Here is a 17,193-nt window from a genome sequence, read left to right as displayed (position 1 = left end):
AGTAAAAATGTCAAAAACAAGTATTAAGAAAAATTTTGCTTATCAAATGTTATATGAAATACTTATACTTATTTTGCCTTTTATAACTTCACCGTACATTGCGAGAGTGATTGGAGCAGAGGGATTAGGTAAATATTCCTATTCATATTCTGTTGCATATTATTTTGTTCTTTTTTCGATGCTTGGTTTAAAAAATTATGGTAATAGAGTTATCGCTCAGAAGCGTAATGACCAGACACAGCTTAATGAAACTTTTTCTAATTTACTTGCTGTTCATATTTTGATTTCAATTTTATGCTGTATTGCATATGTGTTTTATATCTGGAACTTAAAAGACGATAAGTTATTCGCACTAATACAAGGAACATATGTTTTAAGTGGATTATTTGATATTAGTTGGTTTTATTTTGGTATTGAAAAATTCAAGTTAACAGTAACAAGAGATACAATTATAAAGATTATAAATGTTCTTTGTGTATTTATATTTGTCAAAACATCAGATGATTTGTGGAAATATTGTCTTATTATGGCTTTGGGAATGCTTATTAGCCAATTATTCTTGTGGATTCCATTAAAAAGATATGTCCAAATAACTAGACCACAATTGTCGAAGATGACTATTCATATAAAGCCACTATTTATACTTTTTATACCTGCAATAGCTGTTAGTTTATATAAGTACATGGATAAGATTATGATTGGTTATTTGAGTAATAAAGTACAACTTGGGTATTACGAAAATGCAGAAAAAGTAACTAATATTCCATTAACAGTAATTACATCTTTTGGTGTTGTTATGCTGCCTAAGATGTCTAATTTGGTAGCATCAAAAAATAGAGAAGCAACATTTAGATATATTTCTCTGTCAATGAAATATGTTATGTGTCTGGCATTTGCTTTAGCGTTTGGTTTAGCTGGAGTAGGCAATGTATTTGCACCGGTGTTTTGGGGTGAAGACTTTAGAGCTTCGGGTATTATCATTATGGGATTGTCAATAACAGTTCCATTTATTTCTTTTGCTAATGTGATACGTACTCAGTATTTAATTCCGAATGAAAAAGATAAGGAATATTTATTGTCTGTTATTTCAGGGGCAGTTGTTAATTTAATTATTAACTTTCTTTGCATACCGAGTCTTGGTGCGATAGGCGCAACAATTGGCACAGTTGCTGCAGAGGCTACAGTATGTTTAATACAGGTATTTGCTGTTTGGAAGGAATTGCCGTTAATTACATATATAAAGAATTCTTTTTTGTTTATATTAACTGGAATAACAATGTTTACTGGAGTGTTGTGTATTGGAATTAAGTTGGAAACTGGAATTCTAACTTTATTTATTCAAATACTTTTTGGTGCTTGCTTCTACTCTATTATTTGCGGATTTTATTTTTACTACACTAAAGATGAAATATTTATGAACATACTTCAAGTAGTAATGAAGAAGACTAAATCAATAAGGAATAATGATATCCACAAATTAAGACAAACAAAATGATCAAAATAAATCATTAGAATATTGACATAATAAATAATTTTACGTAAGATAGAAGCATATTTTTTTACTAGGAGTATAATTATGGCTTTAGTTGTGGGGTTGTGTTTATGTTTGCTTGGGTTACTTGGAGCTTATATCAATAAAAAATGGTATAATCCAATGACGCTATTTTGTGGGCTTTGGTCTTTTATTTGTGTCTTATCTAGCTTCAGATTGTACGGAATGTATACTTTTTCAAATAGGCCATATATTATTATTCTTATAGGTTTTATTGGATTTTGCTTTGGATATTTAGCATGTTTAATAAAAAGAAGAAAAATAATTATTCGCTTTTGGCGTAAAAAAGATTATGGGCGATGTGAATATTTTATAGATGAAAAATTATTACTGATATGTAGTGCCATAACAACTTTTTTTTATGCGATTATAACGGTTAGAGTTTTATCAATCATGTCAACTGGATTGTCAGCATCAGCAATAAGGGACTTATACTTTGAAGCTTCCGACATGACATATGGGTCAGCACTATTTGCTCAAATAAGTGCATTTATAATTAACCCCATGATGTTTGCATTGATTCCTGTAAACGTAATTTATTTTCTACAAAAAAAAGAGACTTAATATAATTAATATATTATTTTTAATAAATCTAGCATTGTATTGCACGATAACTTTTGGAAGAATAATAATTGTTAATACAATAGTCAGTTTGATTATTGGCACTTTAATTATGGGCTTATCATTAGAAAAAGAAGTTAAAAGAAAGTTAATTCGTACTTTTATAAAATATATACTTCCTTTTTGTGTTATATTGTTTGTTGTTATTTATAATATATCAAATATGAGACAAAGTGAAAAAAGTGATCCAATTTTATTTGGAGAGCAATTTTATTCTTATTTGACTGTAGTAATACTATTAATGGATAACAATTTAGCTTATATTGATAACAACCAATACTCAACTTATGGTGTTATATTTTTAAAAGGAATATTAAATTTTTTAATGGCGTTTGGCCGTAAATTTGGAATTAGGTTTCCTTTGTTTGAGCAAGCATCATCAATAATAATTCATACAGAGGAATATGTTCCTGTATTTCCCGGACGTGTATATAATGCTTTTGTATCAATATTCTTTGCATTTTATGTTGATTTCCGAGAGTTTGGTGTATTTTTAGGTAGTGCATTTTATGGATGGATTATGTGTAAATATTTTAAAGAAATCCATACAAAAAATATAAAAGCAATAGCAATTTATTTATGGCTGATGCAAAGCTTAGTTAAGTCTTTTTTTAGATGGGAATTTGTACGGATGGACTACTGTTTAGCGTTTATATGGTTAATGATTTGGATAAGGAAAAAATATATATTATCAGATAATACACAAATCGACATAGGATAGCAAAATAAGCCGGTATTTTAACATAAGTTTGCTGGGAAATGTTGTATTTAGTATTAGTGAATATAGTGAAGAAATGAACATATCGTTATAAGGACTGAGATAGAGCACTTAATTAATTGATGATTAAATGTTGGTTAGACTAGAAGTGCATTATATAAAAGTGTTTACTCCTGCGACTATAGCAACGGATTGGCCAGACATCACAAAGTACAAAAAGACCTTCTAAAAGCTCTAACCATTGTAAATATTTAGTGCTGCATTTAGATAAGTATATGTAAAAATTAATAATATGGTGAATAATAAAATTTAAAGTCAACATAGATTGATATTTTGCAAATTTTGATAAACTATGGATATAATGGTAATATATATAAATAAGCTTTCTATGATATAATATAAAATCATAGGAGGTTTTTTTATAGCAAAAAGACAATAGCGTATGCATGAGAGGAGAGGACATTATTGCAGGCTTAATTCAGGAGTATGATATTAAAATTGAAGAAACATCCTGTAAATGTCAACAGAAATTTGGTTTTTTCCAAAGTTAGTTGAAACAAAAAACATGATAATGTAAATAAGAATAACAAAAGAAAAGATACTATACTATGGATAAGTTTATCAAACAATTAGATCAAAATTTAGACTATATTAATCATGATATAAATGATGGCAAATGATATATAACAGTAGCTTTTAACTGCAAAGAGGTAACATGCCCATTTTGCGACCGACCATCATCCAGAATACATTTCACATATAACAGAACCTTTCAGGACCTTCCAATACAAGGTAATAAGGTATTTATTATTATATGTAACAGAAAAATGTTTTGTGATAATTCTGATTGTAAACATACTACTTTTGCAGAAAGGTTTGATTTTATGTACTATTGAAATGATATGTAAAGAAAATCTGTTTTTTTGAGAAGATATATAAAATAACATGGGAATTTAAGAGTGTACTAATTAATAAAAATATTTATGCTTTCGATAAATGGATGGAGAGAGCAAAAACTCTAAACATATCGGAGATAAACAGTTTTTCTTTTCTTTATTTTTCAAATTCATATTAAAATATTACAGTTTTATTTTTTATTAATTTGAGAATAAATATATTTGTGAATAAAAATGGAGGTATGTTAAATGGGTTTTTTTAGCGAAATTAATGATATGAGTAAAGTTTTTAAAGATATTGAAAAAAATAAAACTGAAACTAAGATAGATGTAATTACAATCTATGAGTATAATGGGATTGTAGAAATTAAATCTACAAAAAATAGTGTAGTATGCCTAAAAAAAGATATAACTGGATTTTCATTTAAAATAGATAATCTGAAGTTAGCAAAGACAATTATATACATTTATATAAAAGGTAAAAGCATTGATTTTGAAATACCCACCACAAATTTAGGTGCATTTTATTTACTGCAAAAACTTAATGATTATTTTGGATTATAATCATTCTTTTAAATTTAATCTAAATCGAACATAAAAAATTTTTTGTATAGATGAGTGAATATTCTCCTTATTGGAAGAAAAACAAAAATAAAAGCTAAGGATGACAGTTAGTTGAAATATAACAAGTTTATAATCCTAAATCGCCTATTTAATATAATTATCTTAATTTTTCAATAAGGATGATAAATGAAGATGCAGACCTATTTCTCAAAGTTATAAATGAAATTCAACAATTGAAACCAGAAATAATTGAAGAGAATATTTTTAAAAAGTTTTATTTAAATAAACAAAAGTAGATGTCTTTATATAAGTTACATCGTTCAGCTGTTTGACTTTTTTTGCTATTCCGGTACAAATTCTGCGCTTACAAAATATGTTCAACTTACTATGTGACCGAAAAATAATACAAACCCCGCTTGAAAATGAACAGAATATCAAAGAATTTTGCTGAACGAATGGAGTAAGCAAAGCCACATATTGCTATTGGCAGAAAAAAGTCACTGAAGAGAAATGTACAGTAGTTGAAAAAATTAAAAATCCAAAACCAAAGTATCAAGTGGATGGATGCAGCTTGCATCAAAACCGGTGTACCCTGCAAAAGCTACACTGGAAATTAAAATTAATGGCTGTAATGTCACTGTTTTTTATTTATAATTTTTATTAGCTATGTACGAGTTTAATTGACACTTGCTGAAGAAGCATAAAAATATGCTGTTATAGGAGAGTGAATTATGGAGAAGTTAAAAAATTGTAGAATTGTAATTGATATAGAAGAAATTGAATCGATTTCATGTACAAATCGAGAATTTGAAGTTTTACTTATGAGTAAAGATAAGAAAAAGTACAAAATAGTATTCGATTATGTATTGGATATGAGATACTCAATAGAAAACGCTTCTATAGATAGATTTTGTAATTTCCGAAAAAATATATCTGAGAACTTGATAGATAATAGTTTTTTTATAGTTGAAAATTCAGAATATATCAAGTATTTTAAGAATCAAGTTTCGGGAACTATTCCTGCAGATAATATCACGCATTATATTTTATTTGATAAAGTTGATACCGTTATCGATATACTTACAGAAAAAGAACCAATACTTTTAAGTATTACTGCAGAGTAATAATTTAATCTTGCTTATTATATTAAATTACACAATTTCTTGAGGTGGTCGCCTTTTGGACAATACCCGGCAAGTGAATAAAATGACAATAACGTTGTGGTATGAAAGCTTCAATTTGGCCACGTTCATAGACATTTAGGTGTTAATTTACGCTTGTTGTTACGATAATGCAAAAGGAATTTCAAAGTAAAGAAGTTGTTAGAACACCAGTCACAAAAATGTTAGAAAGTTCAAAAGAAATTAGACATGTCAGAGAAATTGATATAAGGTATAATATAAGTATAGATAAATTTAATAATTTCCAGCCAGCATTGATAATGACTGTTTCAACTGATAAGTATGGTAATCTGGTAACTGCTTTTTCAGGGGGAATTAAATGAGATTAATTGGCAGTAAAACTGAAGAAGACTTTAGAAATGCTCTAATAAAATCGCATAAATTGTTATTTACAGGGGATTTATACAAAGAATTGCTTCAAGTCCTAAAAACAAATTTCCCGGAAATGAAGACAGCATATATTTTAAAACATATTCCGGAACAAGGTGAAGACTTTTATACAATACTTGTTGACCTTGATACAATTACAACAATAGAAATAAGTCGATATAGCCAAGATGAAAAGCCAATCGTAGAAATCAGCAATATTAACGATTTCAAGAGAGGAATGAGCAAGGTACAGCAAGTAGAACTGGCTGTTGCTCTTGATTTGGCTAAAAAAGATATACTGTAATGGATAAAGATTAAAAGAGGTCACTCAATTTCGCCTGATGTGGCCTTTTTCTAGTAAACATTAAAGTGTATCCTGAAGATGAAATTGCGACAAAAAGATAGAGAAGGTAATTGATTACGGAGGATGTGAATGAAAAGGCTTGATAAAGATAAGCTAATTCGTGAGGTCAGGGAAAAGGGTATTGAAATAACTAACATTAATGATTTGATGAAAATAAATAAGAAGTATAGGGATTTAGTTCCTATAATTCTAAAGCACTTAAATGAAGTTACTGATGAAAGTGATAAGGAATTTTTAATAAGGTGCTTAGGTGTAAAAGGATTTGACGAAGCTGCTAAGCCATTGATTGATGAATTCTATAAATCAAACAATGTTAGCTATAAGTGGGCGATTGGCAATAGCCTATCAATTATTTCAAGTTCTGAAGCGCTGCCGGAACTGATTAAAATAGTACAGGAGAAGGAGCATGGTATTGCACGACAAATGATAGTCGATGGTTTAGGAGCATATAAAACGGAAGAGGTAAAATCTGTTTTGGTAAACTTATTAAAAGATGACAAAGTAGTAGGACATGCAATTTCAGGTATTGCTAAAACGGGAGATAAAAGTTTAATAAAATATATTGAACCATTTACAAATCATAAAATTAGTTGGATCAGAAACGAAGCACGAAAAGCAATAAAAAAGCTTGAAAAGGAATAAATACCTTGTTGTAAACATTAAACAGGAACCTACATAGATTAATAGTTACAAATTTATTTTCTGAAATTGGGTGAATAAAATGTTGGCCAATGATTTAAATGAAATACTTGAAAAATTTGATTTTACAGATAGTATTGTTACACATGTAGAATGGTCGGATAATAAGAAGGATTTAATTGTATCAATTGATTATTACTGGGATATTCAGGAGGGAAAAGATAAGACTAGAGTATTGAAACTTATCTTTAAAAATTGTATTAAGGTTAATTTTCAAATTCCAAAAGAACTAGCATTAAATAATGATGAAATGAATACGGATAGTTACTTTACAATTGTTTTGCTAAAAGAAAAGGAATCAAGTAGTCTTGCAAATGATGACGAGAAGCACGTTGAGATATTTACTACTGACTATTCAATACCTTGGCTATCGGTTGTTTGCAGACAGGTATTATTAACGGAGTAATAACCTAAAGTTTATAAAAGTAGCAAAGCGTATTTTGCTGTAATCTTTTTTCATTTATAGAGGATGTAAAAAAATTTGTGTATAGATGATTGAATGTTCTCCTTCTTGGCAAGGATTAATAATAATAAAAGCTAAGGAGGAGAACTTTATGTCAACGTTAACAAAAGAACAAATCAAACAATTAGTTCGGGAAAATAATTTCCAAAGTGTATCTGATATTAATGAATATCTTAAAGACATTTTTAAAAATATAATACAAGAACTTTTAGAAGCAGAACTTGAAGCAAAATTAGGATATGCTAAAGATGATGTAGAAAATAAAAAACTGATAATAGTCGTAACGGTTATACGCCTAAAAAATAAAAAGTGAGTTTGGAGAAATTGATATACAAGTACCAAGAGATCGTAAAGGCGAATTTCAACCTAAAATTATTCCTAAATATCAACGTAATGTTTCTGGAATTGAAGAAAAAGTTATAGCTTTATATGCAAGAGGAATGTCTACAAGGGATATCAGTCAACAAATTGAAGAACTTTATGGTTTTAGCCTATCAGCAGAGATGGTTAGTAAGATTACTGATAGAATTGCTCCAGAGATTAAGGAATGATTTGATGAAAAAGTAGATAAAACTTCAGCCGAAAATAAAGCAAATTATATTTATACTCTTGATAATTACCTTACAGAATGCTTAAACGACTCTGCTGATATAACATTAATGCCTGATGGACAAACCGTATGCATTAAATTTAAAAACGACGATTCAAATGGAATAAATGTTGGAAATATATTGAGATTACAAATAGAATCCGTTTGTGATTTGGCTGGAAATAAGACACTGATACATATTTTTATGGGTAACGCTCCCGACTATATTGAGGAATTGCCTGGGTTGCCTAAGTATTCTGAAGTATATGCAGATTATTATGAGAATAAAATATATGTAATGTTTGATAAAAAAATAGATAAGGCTTTAGCAGAGTCAAAATCAAATTATTTATATATAATGAATAACGTTATATACAGAGGTCTGAACGAACATACAACTGTAGAACTATTATCCGACGGTAAGACTGTGTGCATTCAGTTCCCGAAAGATTCTTATTATGTAGAGAAAGATAATTATGTAGATATTGATGATATTATCGTTTTTCAAGTAAATGAAGCAGCATATGTATCCGGTGAAAAGGTGCCTGTACAGGTATTTAATTATTTCAATGATGTTCGATATGTTCCTTGGACTAAAGTTGTTTCTGCTGCGGTAACCGATAGAAATAAAATTGTGCTTAAGATTAATAGTTCCATAGATGAGAGTACATTGAGTCCGAGTGACTTTATTATTTCCACTCGTTACGGAAATAAATATTATATAGCTGCTTATGACGCAGAGTATGATCCGGATAATATGGAAATAACCTTAACTGTTGCTCCTGATATTATGCCTGATGGCACGTATAAAGACAGTCCTATTATATTAACGATGGATAATTATCTTACCAGTACTTCTGATATATTTGGCCGGGAACTTACTACCTCATCCTCATATATTGCTGTTGAAGATGCTTATGCACCTTATGTGGAATCGGTTACAGGGGCAGTATATAATGAAGGCATAACGGAATTATATATACTGTTATCGGAAGATTTGGAAATTGGTAACAAATACTACCTGAAATCAGAAGATTTAGACCAGTTTACTGTAAGAATAAATGGTGAAAAAACAGAAGCAACAATAGTTTACTTCGATGCTTACTTTGAAGATATATATGACACTCCTGTGAACAATGAATATGCCAGATTTAGGATTATATTAGACGGGGAATATAACTCAGAGGAGTTAGAAGTGATATTTACTCCTTCTGATGAAACTAATTTTAAAGACTATGCCGGCAATAAACTAAAGGCATTCAGTGTGAAAGTTTCACCAGTATAGTAAATTTTGTACACAGGATTTTTTACAGCAACTAAAAAAGATACTCTTTCTTAGGGGGTCCAAGAAAGAGTATCTTTTTTGTATTATGTATAAATTATTAAATTATACAGCTACAGCTGAGGAAAGGATAAGTAAAACGGCATTTTCGAAGTCTTTATTTATAGAGTGAATTTGATCATTTATTTCTTTTTCTTCTGCTACCAATGCAGCTTCAGCTTCCTTGTCAACTGGCTTAACGGCTCTTAATTCTTTTAATTTTGCTTGTATTTCAACTTTGCTTTCATTCAATGACAAAAGTTTTTCCTCAAATGATGCCTGCACTTTTTCAACTTGTGCAATAACATCTTCTCCATACTGTGCAACTAATTTAATTCTTTCGATTTTTCCATTAGCTGCGTCTCTCTTTTCTTTTAATTCTTCTTCCAAAGCTCTTTCAGCAGCTCTTAATTCTTCAACTTTTTCAGTATCAACAGTTTCAGCTGCCAACAATTCATCTATTTGAGCCTTGATTTCTTCTTTCTGTGCTCTTATTGCACTTTCTTCTTCAGCAAATTCAGCTTTTATAGCCAAAATTTCATCAGCTGCTTCTTTACCGTATTTTGCAACAAGCTTAATTGTTTCAATTTCTTTGTTTATAGCATCTCTCTTAACTTTTAATTCTTCATCCAATGCTTTTTGAGCAGCTTTTAACTCAGCAATTTTTTCTTCGTCAATGGTTTCAGCTGCCAACAATTCATCTATCTGAGCTTTGATTTCGTCTCTGATTTCTTTTGCTTTGCTTTCCTCTGATTCAAGTTCAGCTTTTAAAGCACTGATTTTGTCTGCTGCTTCCTGACCGAATTCAGCAACGAGTCTAATTCCTTCGATTTCTTTGTTTATAGCATCTCTCTTAACTTTTAATTCTTCATCCAATGCCTTTTCAGCAGCTCTTAATTCTTCAACCTTTTCTTCGTCAACTATTTCAGCTGCCAGCAATTCATCTATCTGAGCTTTGATTTCTTCCTTAGCTTCTTTTACTTTTTCTTCTTCAGCTTTAAGTTCAGCCTTTAAAGCTTCTATTTTTTCAACTGCTTCTTCACCGAATTTCAAAACTTCTTTGGATATTCTGATTTTTTCATGCATTTCATCTCTTATAGCTTTAACTTCATCATTTAATGCTTTTTCTTTTGCTTTCAATTCTGCAACAGCTTCTTCATCAACAGGCTTAACTTCTCTGATTGCTTTTATTTCATCGCGAATAGCCTTAAGGCTTTCTTCCAAAGCAGCAATCTTTTCATCATATTCTGCTCTGATCTTTTCTTCTGCCTGCTTTTCGATCAGGCTTTGCAAAAAGTTAGGTTTAATAGCCTTAAGTAAAGTTGGGTTTGCAACCCCAGGTGTAACTGGTGCTGGAGCTGGAGCAGGAGTTTCTGCCTCTTCAGCAAAAATACTTGTTGATAATGTGAAAACTAATGATGCTGTTAATGCTGTACTTAAAAATTTCTTCATGTCTCATACCCCTTTTCTTAATTTTTATTTTTATTTCATAAATTATATAAAAACCTCCCGTGCGATTTACGAATGCTTTTCGGGTTTTTATATAATTTATAATCTATAGCAGTTGAGCCTGAGCTGAATTAGGGCTTATCAACTGTTTCCGTCCTAGTCTTTCGATAGCATGTCTTTTTTTTGTTCGGTCTGGCAAAAAATTTTTTTATTTTTTTTTGAAATAAAATCTAATTCATATAAACAATGAAAAATCAAAGTGATTGTTAATGTAAAATTAGACAAAATTTGAAAGTACGACAAAATTTGCTATTAAATTTGCGAATTATATATGTATTACCTGATTTGCGAATGAAAATAAGGAAAGTAAACGAATTAACTAGTTGAGAGCATCAGGGGGGGAAATTCATTGATAAATCTTAAATTGCGCAGCATGAGAAAGCAGGAAGCAGATTCCTTCTTGGACATAATACAGAAAATAAAAGATGGCGATGTTCTCCTGAGAAATAAATTTATAAATGATTACAAACCGTTTATATTAAAATGTGTATATAAATTGGTAGGAAAAAAAGAGAATTTGGTGCAAAGCGATGAGTACAGCATAGCTCTCATGGCTTTTAATGAAGCATTGGATTCATATGATGCGGATAAAAATATAAAATTTATCAGTTTTGCGAAGGAGATAATAAGAAGACGAATTATAGATTATATAAGAAGTACAAAAAAGAACAATATGGTGATACCCTTTTCGTATTTTACCGAAAATGACAACAATTTTGAGGAAGAGTATTTGTGTGATACCAGTTCAGACTATTGCAGCTATTATGATGCCAAGGAAGAAATAAAAAATCTTGAACAAAAAATGAATGAGTATAATATGACAATTGAAGAATTGATTAATTCTTCCCCAAAACACCAGGATACCAGATTAATTTGTCTTAATGTTGCGAAGATTATTACAGAGGACGAGATGTTGTTCAAAAAATTTAGGGAAAAAAAGACATTGCCATATAATGAACTAAGAGAACATGTTAATTTGTGCAGGAGGACTTTGGAGAAAAATAGAAAATTCATTATTGCCATGGTTTTAATACTTAAAAGTGACCTTGATGTACTTAAAAAATACATATTTGATACTATAGGACGGTGATATGATATGATTGAACAAAAGGGGACAATTTTAAAAATTAAGAGAAATATGGCAATTATAATGACTTCCGATTGCAGAATTATTTCGATAAGGATGCAGCCGGGAATGGATGTAGGAATGGAGGTTGCCTTCAATAAAAGAGAGATTGTAGGACCAAAAAATAAATTTGTTCTTCCTATAAAAATTGCTGCCGGAGTTGCTGCGGTTTTTGTAGTAGCATTTATATTTTTTAATTCATCGGTTAGAAATGATGTATATGCCTATGTCACAATAGATTCCGACACGAGTATTGAATTTGAGGTGGACAAGAATAACAAAATAGTCAAAGTAAATACTTTTGATGACAATGCCAATGATTGGCTTAAGAATATAGATTTGAAAAACCGGTCCATTGATGTGGCAATAAAGGAAGTAATCGAAAAAACAGGCAAGAAGGATTCAACAATATTAATATCAGCCTGTTTGAAAGAGGAAGAGAGTAAGAAAGACAATGATACAGCAAAAAGTAAGCAAAAAGAATTCAACTTGTTAATCGATGCGTGTAAAAGTGTTGTAGAGAATGACAGATACGGAGATATTCAATCGAAGGTGGTGGAAATTCCTTACATCTATAAAAAATTGGCTGACATTAATAATATTTCCATGGGTAGGAGTATTGTATATGAAAAGGCTAAAGAACAAGGTGTCGATCTGGATATAGAAGAAATAAAACACAAGAGCATTGGGGAGGCATTGAAAAAGGTCAGTATTGACGATGCGGGGATTGTACATGATGTAAAAAAACCCCCAAAGCCAGCCGATGGGCCAAAACCAATAGCAGAGCCCAAAGATAAAGAGGCTCAGGCGGATAAAAGAGAAACGAAACCTGTGGAGGAACCAAAGGATAAAATTAAGGAAATAACGGAATCTAAGGTAAAACAAGAACCTGAGGGAAAACCGGATACGGCTGCAAAACCGAAACAGGAGATAAAAGCAGAACCGGATAAAAGAGTAGATACGCCTGTGAAGACAGTAACCGGAACAAAGCCGGAGACAGGAACGAAACCGGAAACTGAAAGCAAAACAGAATCAAAACCTGAACCGGAAAAGAAAACTGAAGCAGAAACAAAGCCGATACCAAAGCCGGAACAGGAACCAAAGGTTGAGAATGAGGTAAAACAGGAACTTGAAATAAAACCCGAGCCAAAGGTTGAGACTAAGCCAGATTTGGAAACCAAAGTTCCGGAACACCAGGTTATAGAGAACAAACAGCCGGAACCAAAACCGGAACCTGAGCAAAAGCTTGAATCTGACAAAAAAATTGAATCCGACATAAAGCCTGAGCCCAAAGTAGAGCCGGAGCCAAAGCCGGAAATCGTGCCGAAGCCTGAATCGGATGTAAAACCTGAACCTAAACCTGAACAATAGCAAAGAAGGCGTAAATAAAGATTCCTCACTTCCGCCAACTTTTGTCCCCCGGCTGAAGTGAGGATTTTTTTATATAAATCAATTCGTTAACTTTTTAATGGATTACAGCGTTTTGATCATCGTAAAGGGTTCCTTTTACATTGACAGTAATACTGTCTATTGAAGGTAAACCGCTTACAGTAAGCCCTTTGTAGGCATAATTGTTCAATGTGAAGCTGTCTATTCTTGCGTTAATCAGATATTCGCCGTCCTTCATGTTTATGTAGGTGTAAAGCTTTTGATTTTTCTGCGGTGCAACTCTGAAGGTTATTATTGTTGTCTCTTCAACTTTGTATATATTTCCTTGTTTTATGTATTCCCGGTATTTGAAGTTTGTTCTGCTGTCCTCGGTATTGGATTCACGGTAGCCTTCAAGGATTTCCTTGAAATATTGATGGGTTTTATCGGCATCTGCACTGTCCTGGTAATATTCCAGTTTTGTCTCTTTCTTAGAGTAGTTGGTTGTAATGTCCAGCATGTCCATGCCGAATATTTTGTCATTGCCGTTGTGCAGGTCAAGGGTTTGATAATTTTTGCCGTCGCTGGTGTATAACATGTTTGATGTATAGTGGAAGGAGTTTTTCAGTTTCTCTACCAATTCTCTATGCTCGTCAGTGGAATTGGGTGTGTCTTTAAATTGGACGGTTGTGACGGTACAAGTGTACTCGCCCAAAGGATTAAAGTAATATCCCGATCTTATTGGCCAATCGTATTTTTGCAAGGTTCTGTCCGATGCAAATACGGCGTTGAGATAGTATTCCTTGCCGTAATTCATTTTACGGGCATTTTCCCTGTCATAGTTGTAGAGGCTTGCCATGGAGTTTTTGACAGACCAGGTGACAGTAGCGGTATTTTGCTGGGTGAAGGTACGCTGATACTGCCCGTCTACTTTTGTCCAGTTGTATGGATTGTTTGCAGCATCAATATGGCACATCCACCGTATTACATCAAATTTATAGGGGTCGCTGACCCAGAATAGATTTCTTTTCAATCCGCTGCTTTCAACAGTGGTTTTGAAGTTTCTGGAGGAAACCGGGGGCATTGTCTCTCTTCCGTTGTATGTAAATACTCTAATTTCTCTTACATCACTTCCTGAAGGAAAGGAGGCGGAAGTGGAAGCAGTTTCAGAGATTGTTTTGACTATAGGGTTTCCGAATTCATCTATTGTCGGTTTTTCGTAGGAATACCTGTAGTTTCTTGTTACAGAACCGTCGAAGGTCAATTTTGCGGTTTTTGTCAGCGGCTCGTAGGGGTTGTCCAAATTTATATATTTCTTTGTCAAAGGATTATCTCCAAAATCGCTTCTTTTGAGGGTTGCATTTATAATGGGCTTCAATATGATTACTTCTCTGTTTGTGTTTACGCTGGTGGAAGAAGTGGAAAAATTGTTGTAGAGAGTGGCTAAACTGTTATCTATATTCAGTCCGCCTGTTGCATTTCCTACCCACTGACCTCTTGGCAGATTAAGTTCAGCCCTTATTTCATCTCCGTTTATGAGAGGGAAGGAGATATCTCTGGACAATACATTGTAGTCCAAATCGAACTTACCTTCATAGTGAATTGCATGTACAACCTTTACAGATTCGCCGGAATCAATGCTGTTGTTTTCAAGAAATTCTTCTATAGGTGAGGTGCCGTCGGCGTTTATGCTGAATTTGATTTTTATATCACTGTCCGGCATGATGAAATCAGCGTAGAAAACTGCTTGTTGTGTTTCTTTGGGGATATTGACTGTTCCTTCTTTGGATGTACCATTTCCGCTGTATTTTACGCCATATACAGGAGTACCGTTGCTTCTGGTTATTTCCCATTTGAAAGGTACATTTTCAAGGTCTATTTCGAGGTCGGATTTTACTGTTACACAAACTTGGACGGGATCACCTTCTGCTACACTTGACGGCAATGTTTCAAATTGTGCAGAAAGATCGATTGGGTAATCTTCAGAGTAGAAGGTAAATTTGAGGGGGTATCGGAATATAATTCCTACTGCGCCTCCATCTCTAAATGTACCGTATCCTACAGAGCAATCCTCAGATTTACGCAGTATGTCACCGGTTTTGAAGGTAAATCCATCGTGTAAATGGCCATCGCCGTTTTTTATTTGTGCAGGGGCAATAAGGAAGGTGTCAGGTGGTGCCCATGCAAAAGGGTCAGATTTGTCAAAGTAGCTGGCTGTTGCACCTAAACTTGTTCCGTACCTTCCCCAAATAGCATATAAGTTGCAACCATAGTCGGGGTCAACAATGGGGATATGGACGTTTAGTATATCGCCAATGATATCTTGAAAAGTGATGGTTTCATTTTTGTAAAAATGAAGTTTAGGTCTTGCTTTGAAATGTAATTTGGCATCTTTTAATTCAATAACCGGTCTGTCATAAAATAAGTCTACAATAGGTATATTTTCGAAATATTTATTTTTTAAATTAGATGAACACATAATTTTTATATTTTTAAGTTTTTGTATTTTATTGTAAAGATTTTGTTCTATTGGAATTTCAAAAGCTATTTCTTCATTAATTGCTTTTTCTAATGATTCTGAACTTCTTAATAGATTATCTAGATCTTTATCATAAATTATTAAATTTTTATATTTCCAATACTTTCCGCTGAAATGCCACATTTCAATTGAATTGTCTTCATAGTTAAATTCTCCAATTTTTTTGGCTAATGGTTTAGCATCTATGCCATCTAATACGACTTCAATAGTTTGGTTTTCAGCATAAATTGTTCTTTGATATCCATAATGAAAAGTAAAGCTGTAGATAAAAATAGCAAGTATAGAAATACAGATAAACTTTTTCATTCTATTCCTCCATGGCTATATTAATTGTTACCATTGAAACATTTTTTTAAAGTCAAAACTATCTGTATATTTTTCTTCACGGTATAAAGATATATATGGAACAAAGATAACCCACTTTTCAGAACCATCCATATAATAAAGTATGTCAAGAACACCTGTGTTATCCATTTGAGAATTTACTATTGATATACCTATACTAAAATTCCTTATATTATTTACGTTTTTAATATAAGTAGCTTCTTTTTTAAAAGAACCTTCTCTAGGGATTTGACAATCCGGTACACGAGTAATTGGGCTATATGTTATATAGCTGCCATCTTTATTAAATATTTTAATTCCCAAGCTCCAATTATAACCTTCCGGAATCTTCGGGTAATCGCACTTGATATAGTATTTGCCGTTTTCCTTAATAAATGACAATTGGTTAGCTAACTTGAGAACGAACTCCTTAGTCTTATCCATGCTCATTCTTCCATATTGATCCACATCGGTAACATCATTGAATGCAATACCATCATAGTATTTTGTCGTACCGGCTAGAGGAGTAGGAAGTGGAGGAGGAGATGCAGTAGGGTCGAATTTGATATATACCGATCTGGCATTCTGGTCCCAAGTAACAGTGGCCCCTAAAGCTTCGCTCACAAAACGGATTGGTACAAAAGTTCTGGATTCCTTTAGGAGTGCCACTGTGTCCATTTGATAGGTTTGATTATTTATTTCATAAGTTTTAAGACCGATTGTCAAAACAACTTTTCTGCTGTTCAAAGTAACAGTAACTTTTTTAGTATCACCATTCCAGTCTACATTTGCCCCTAATGCTTCACTAACGAACCTCACGGGTACTTGTGTCCTTCCGTTTTCATCAATAAAAGGCTGGGCATCGGGAAAGTTTACTTTTTCGCCGTTAACCACAACTCTAAGTGGTATTTCTGCCAAGCCAACGGTTGAAGTTAGAATAGTGATAATAAACACTATAGTTATAAACTTTAAATATGTTTTTAACATATC

At 32.2% G+C, this 17,193-nt stretch carries 16 protein-coding genes and 1 pseudogene; 14 read left to right on the top strand and 3 right to left on the bottom strand.

Annotation, left to right across the window (positions count from 1 at the left end):
* The first annotated feature begins 7 nt into the window (after positions 1–7).
* The 12 genes and pseudogenes from CLOCL_RS13755 (at position 8) to CLOCL_RS13705 (ending at position 9,301) form a co-directional block, all read left to right on the top strand.
* Positions 8–1,495 (top strand): flippase, encoded by a 1,488-nt coding sequence (locus CLOCL_RS13755; protein WP_014255910.1) that lies wholly within the window; start codon positions 8–10, stop codon positions 1,493–1,495.
* An 81-nt stretch (positions 1,496–1,576) separates the two neighbouring features.
* Positions 1,577–2,116: an oligosaccharide repeat unit polymerase gene (locus tag CLOCL_RS13750; RefSeq protein WP_014255909.1), complete on the top strand. Its 540-nt coding sequence runs from the start codon at positions 1,577–1,579 to the stop codon at positions 2,114–2,116.
* 34 nt (positions 2,117–2,150) lie between these two features.
* Positions 2,151–2,894: an O-antigen polymerase gene (locus CLOCL_RS13745; protein ID WP_014255908.1), complete on the top strand. Its 744-nt coding sequence runs from the start codon at positions 2,151–2,153 to the stop codon at positions 2,892–2,894.
* 680 nt (positions 2,895–3,574) lie between these two features.
* Positions 3,575–3,787 (top strand): transposase family protein, encoded by a 213-nt coding sequence (locus tag CLOCL_RS23835; RefSeq protein ID WP_081467102.1) that lies wholly within the window; start codon positions 3,575–3,577, stop codon positions 3,785–3,787.
* Between the two features lie 249 nt (positions 3,788–4,036).
* On the top strand, positions 4,037–4,351 hold the full coding sequence (locus tag CLOCL_RS13740) for a hypothetical protein (RefSeq protein ID WP_014255907.1): 315 nt from the start codon (positions 4,037–4,039) through the stop codon (positions 4,349–4,351).
* A 731-nt stretch (positions 4,352–5,082) separates the two neighbouring features.
* On the top strand, positions 5,083–5,475 hold the full coding sequence (locus CLOCL_RS13735; protein ID WP_014255906.1) for a hypothetical protein: 393 nt from the start codon (positions 5,083–5,085) through the stop codon (positions 5,473–5,475).
* Positions 5,476–5,642: 167 nt separating this feature from the next.
* Complete coding sequence (locus tag CLOCL_RS22600) at positions 5,643–5,855, top strand: hypothetical protein (RefSeq protein WP_052306599.1); 213 nt, start codon at positions 5,643–5,645, stop codon at positions 5,853–5,855.
* Positions 5,852–6,205 carry a hypothetical protein gene (locus CLOCL_RS13725; RefSeq protein ID WP_014255905.1) on the top strand — a complete coding sequence of 118 codons (354 nt, stop codon included), beginning with the start codon at positions 5,852–5,854 and terminating at the stop codon, positions 6,203–6,205. The genes CLOCL_RS22600 and CLOCL_RS13725 overlap by 4 nt, the downstream gene beginning before the upstream one ends.
* A gap of 129 nt (positions 6,206–6,334) precedes the next feature.
* On the top strand, positions 6,335–6,907 hold the full coding sequence (locus CLOCL_RS13720) for a HEAT repeat domain-containing protein (protein ID WP_014255904.1): 573 nt from the start codon (positions 6,335–6,337) through the stop codon (positions 6,905–6,907).
* Between the two features lie 79 nt (positions 6,908–6,986).
* The gene (locus CLOCL_RS13715; RefSeq protein ID WP_014255903.1) at positions 6,987–7,370 is read left to right on the top strand and encodes a hypothetical protein; all 384 of its coding nucleotides are present in this window, start codon (positions 6,987–6,989) and stop codon (positions 7,368–7,370) included.
* A 148-nt stretch (positions 7,371–7,518) separates the two neighbouring features.
* Positions 7,519–7,975, top strand: a pseudogene (locus CLOCL_RS21860) (transposase); the annotation flags it as partial.
* A 111-nt stretch (positions 7,976–8,086) separates the two neighbouring features.
* A complete protein-coding gene (locus CLOCL_RS13705) occupies positions 8,087–9,301 on the top strand; it encodes a hypothetical protein (protein ID WP_041715178.1) in 1,215 nt (404 codons plus the stop codon).
* Between the two features lie 102 nt (positions 9,302–9,403).
* Here CLOCL_RS13705 and CLOCL_RS13700 read toward each other — a convergent pair whose 3' ends face one another.
* A complete protein-coding gene (locus CLOCL_RS13700; RefSeq protein ID WP_014255902.1) occupies positions 9,404–10,789 on the bottom strand; it encodes a hypothetical protein in 1,386 nt (461 codons plus the stop codon).
* A gap of 406 nt (positions 10,790–11,195) precedes the next feature.
* Between CLOCL_RS13700 and sigI the strand changes: the two genes are divergently transcribed.
* On the top strand, positions 11,196–11,936 hold the full coding sequence (gene sigI, locus CLOCL_RS13695; protein WP_014255901.1) for an RNA polymerase sigma-I factor: 741 nt from the start codon (positions 11,196–11,198) through the stop codon (positions 11,934–11,936).
* Between the two features lie 6 nt (positions 11,937–11,942).
* A complete protein-coding gene (locus CLOCL_RS13690) occupies positions 11,943–13,343 on the top strand; it encodes an anti-sigma-I factor RsgI family protein (protein ID WP_014255900.1) in 1,401 nt (466 codons plus the stop codon).
* Between the two features lie 94 nt (positions 13,344–13,437).
* Here CLOCL_RS13690 and CLOCL_RS13685 read toward each other — a convergent pair whose 3' ends face one another.
* Positions 13,438–16,185: a hypothetical protein gene (locus CLOCL_RS13685; protein WP_014255899.1), complete on the bottom strand. Its 2,748-nt coding sequence runs from the start codon at positions 16,183–16,185 to the stop codon at positions 13,438–13,440.
* Positions 16,186–16,212: 27 nt separating this feature from the next.
* On the bottom strand, positions 16,213–17,190 hold the full coding sequence (locus CLOCL_RS13680; RefSeq protein ID WP_014255898.1) for a copper amine oxidase N-terminal domain-containing protein: 978 nt from the start codon (positions 17,188–17,190) through the stop codon (positions 16,213–16,215).
* Between the last annotated feature and the right edge of the window lie 3 nt (positions 17,191–17,193).

Source organism: Acetivibrio clariflavus DSM 19732 (genome assembly GCF_000237085.1).
GTDB lineage: Bacteria > Bacillota > Clostridia > Acetivibrionales > Acetivibrionaceae > Acetivibrio > Acetivibrio clariflavus.
This window is presented reverse-complemented; position numbering and strand designations above follow the sequence as displayed.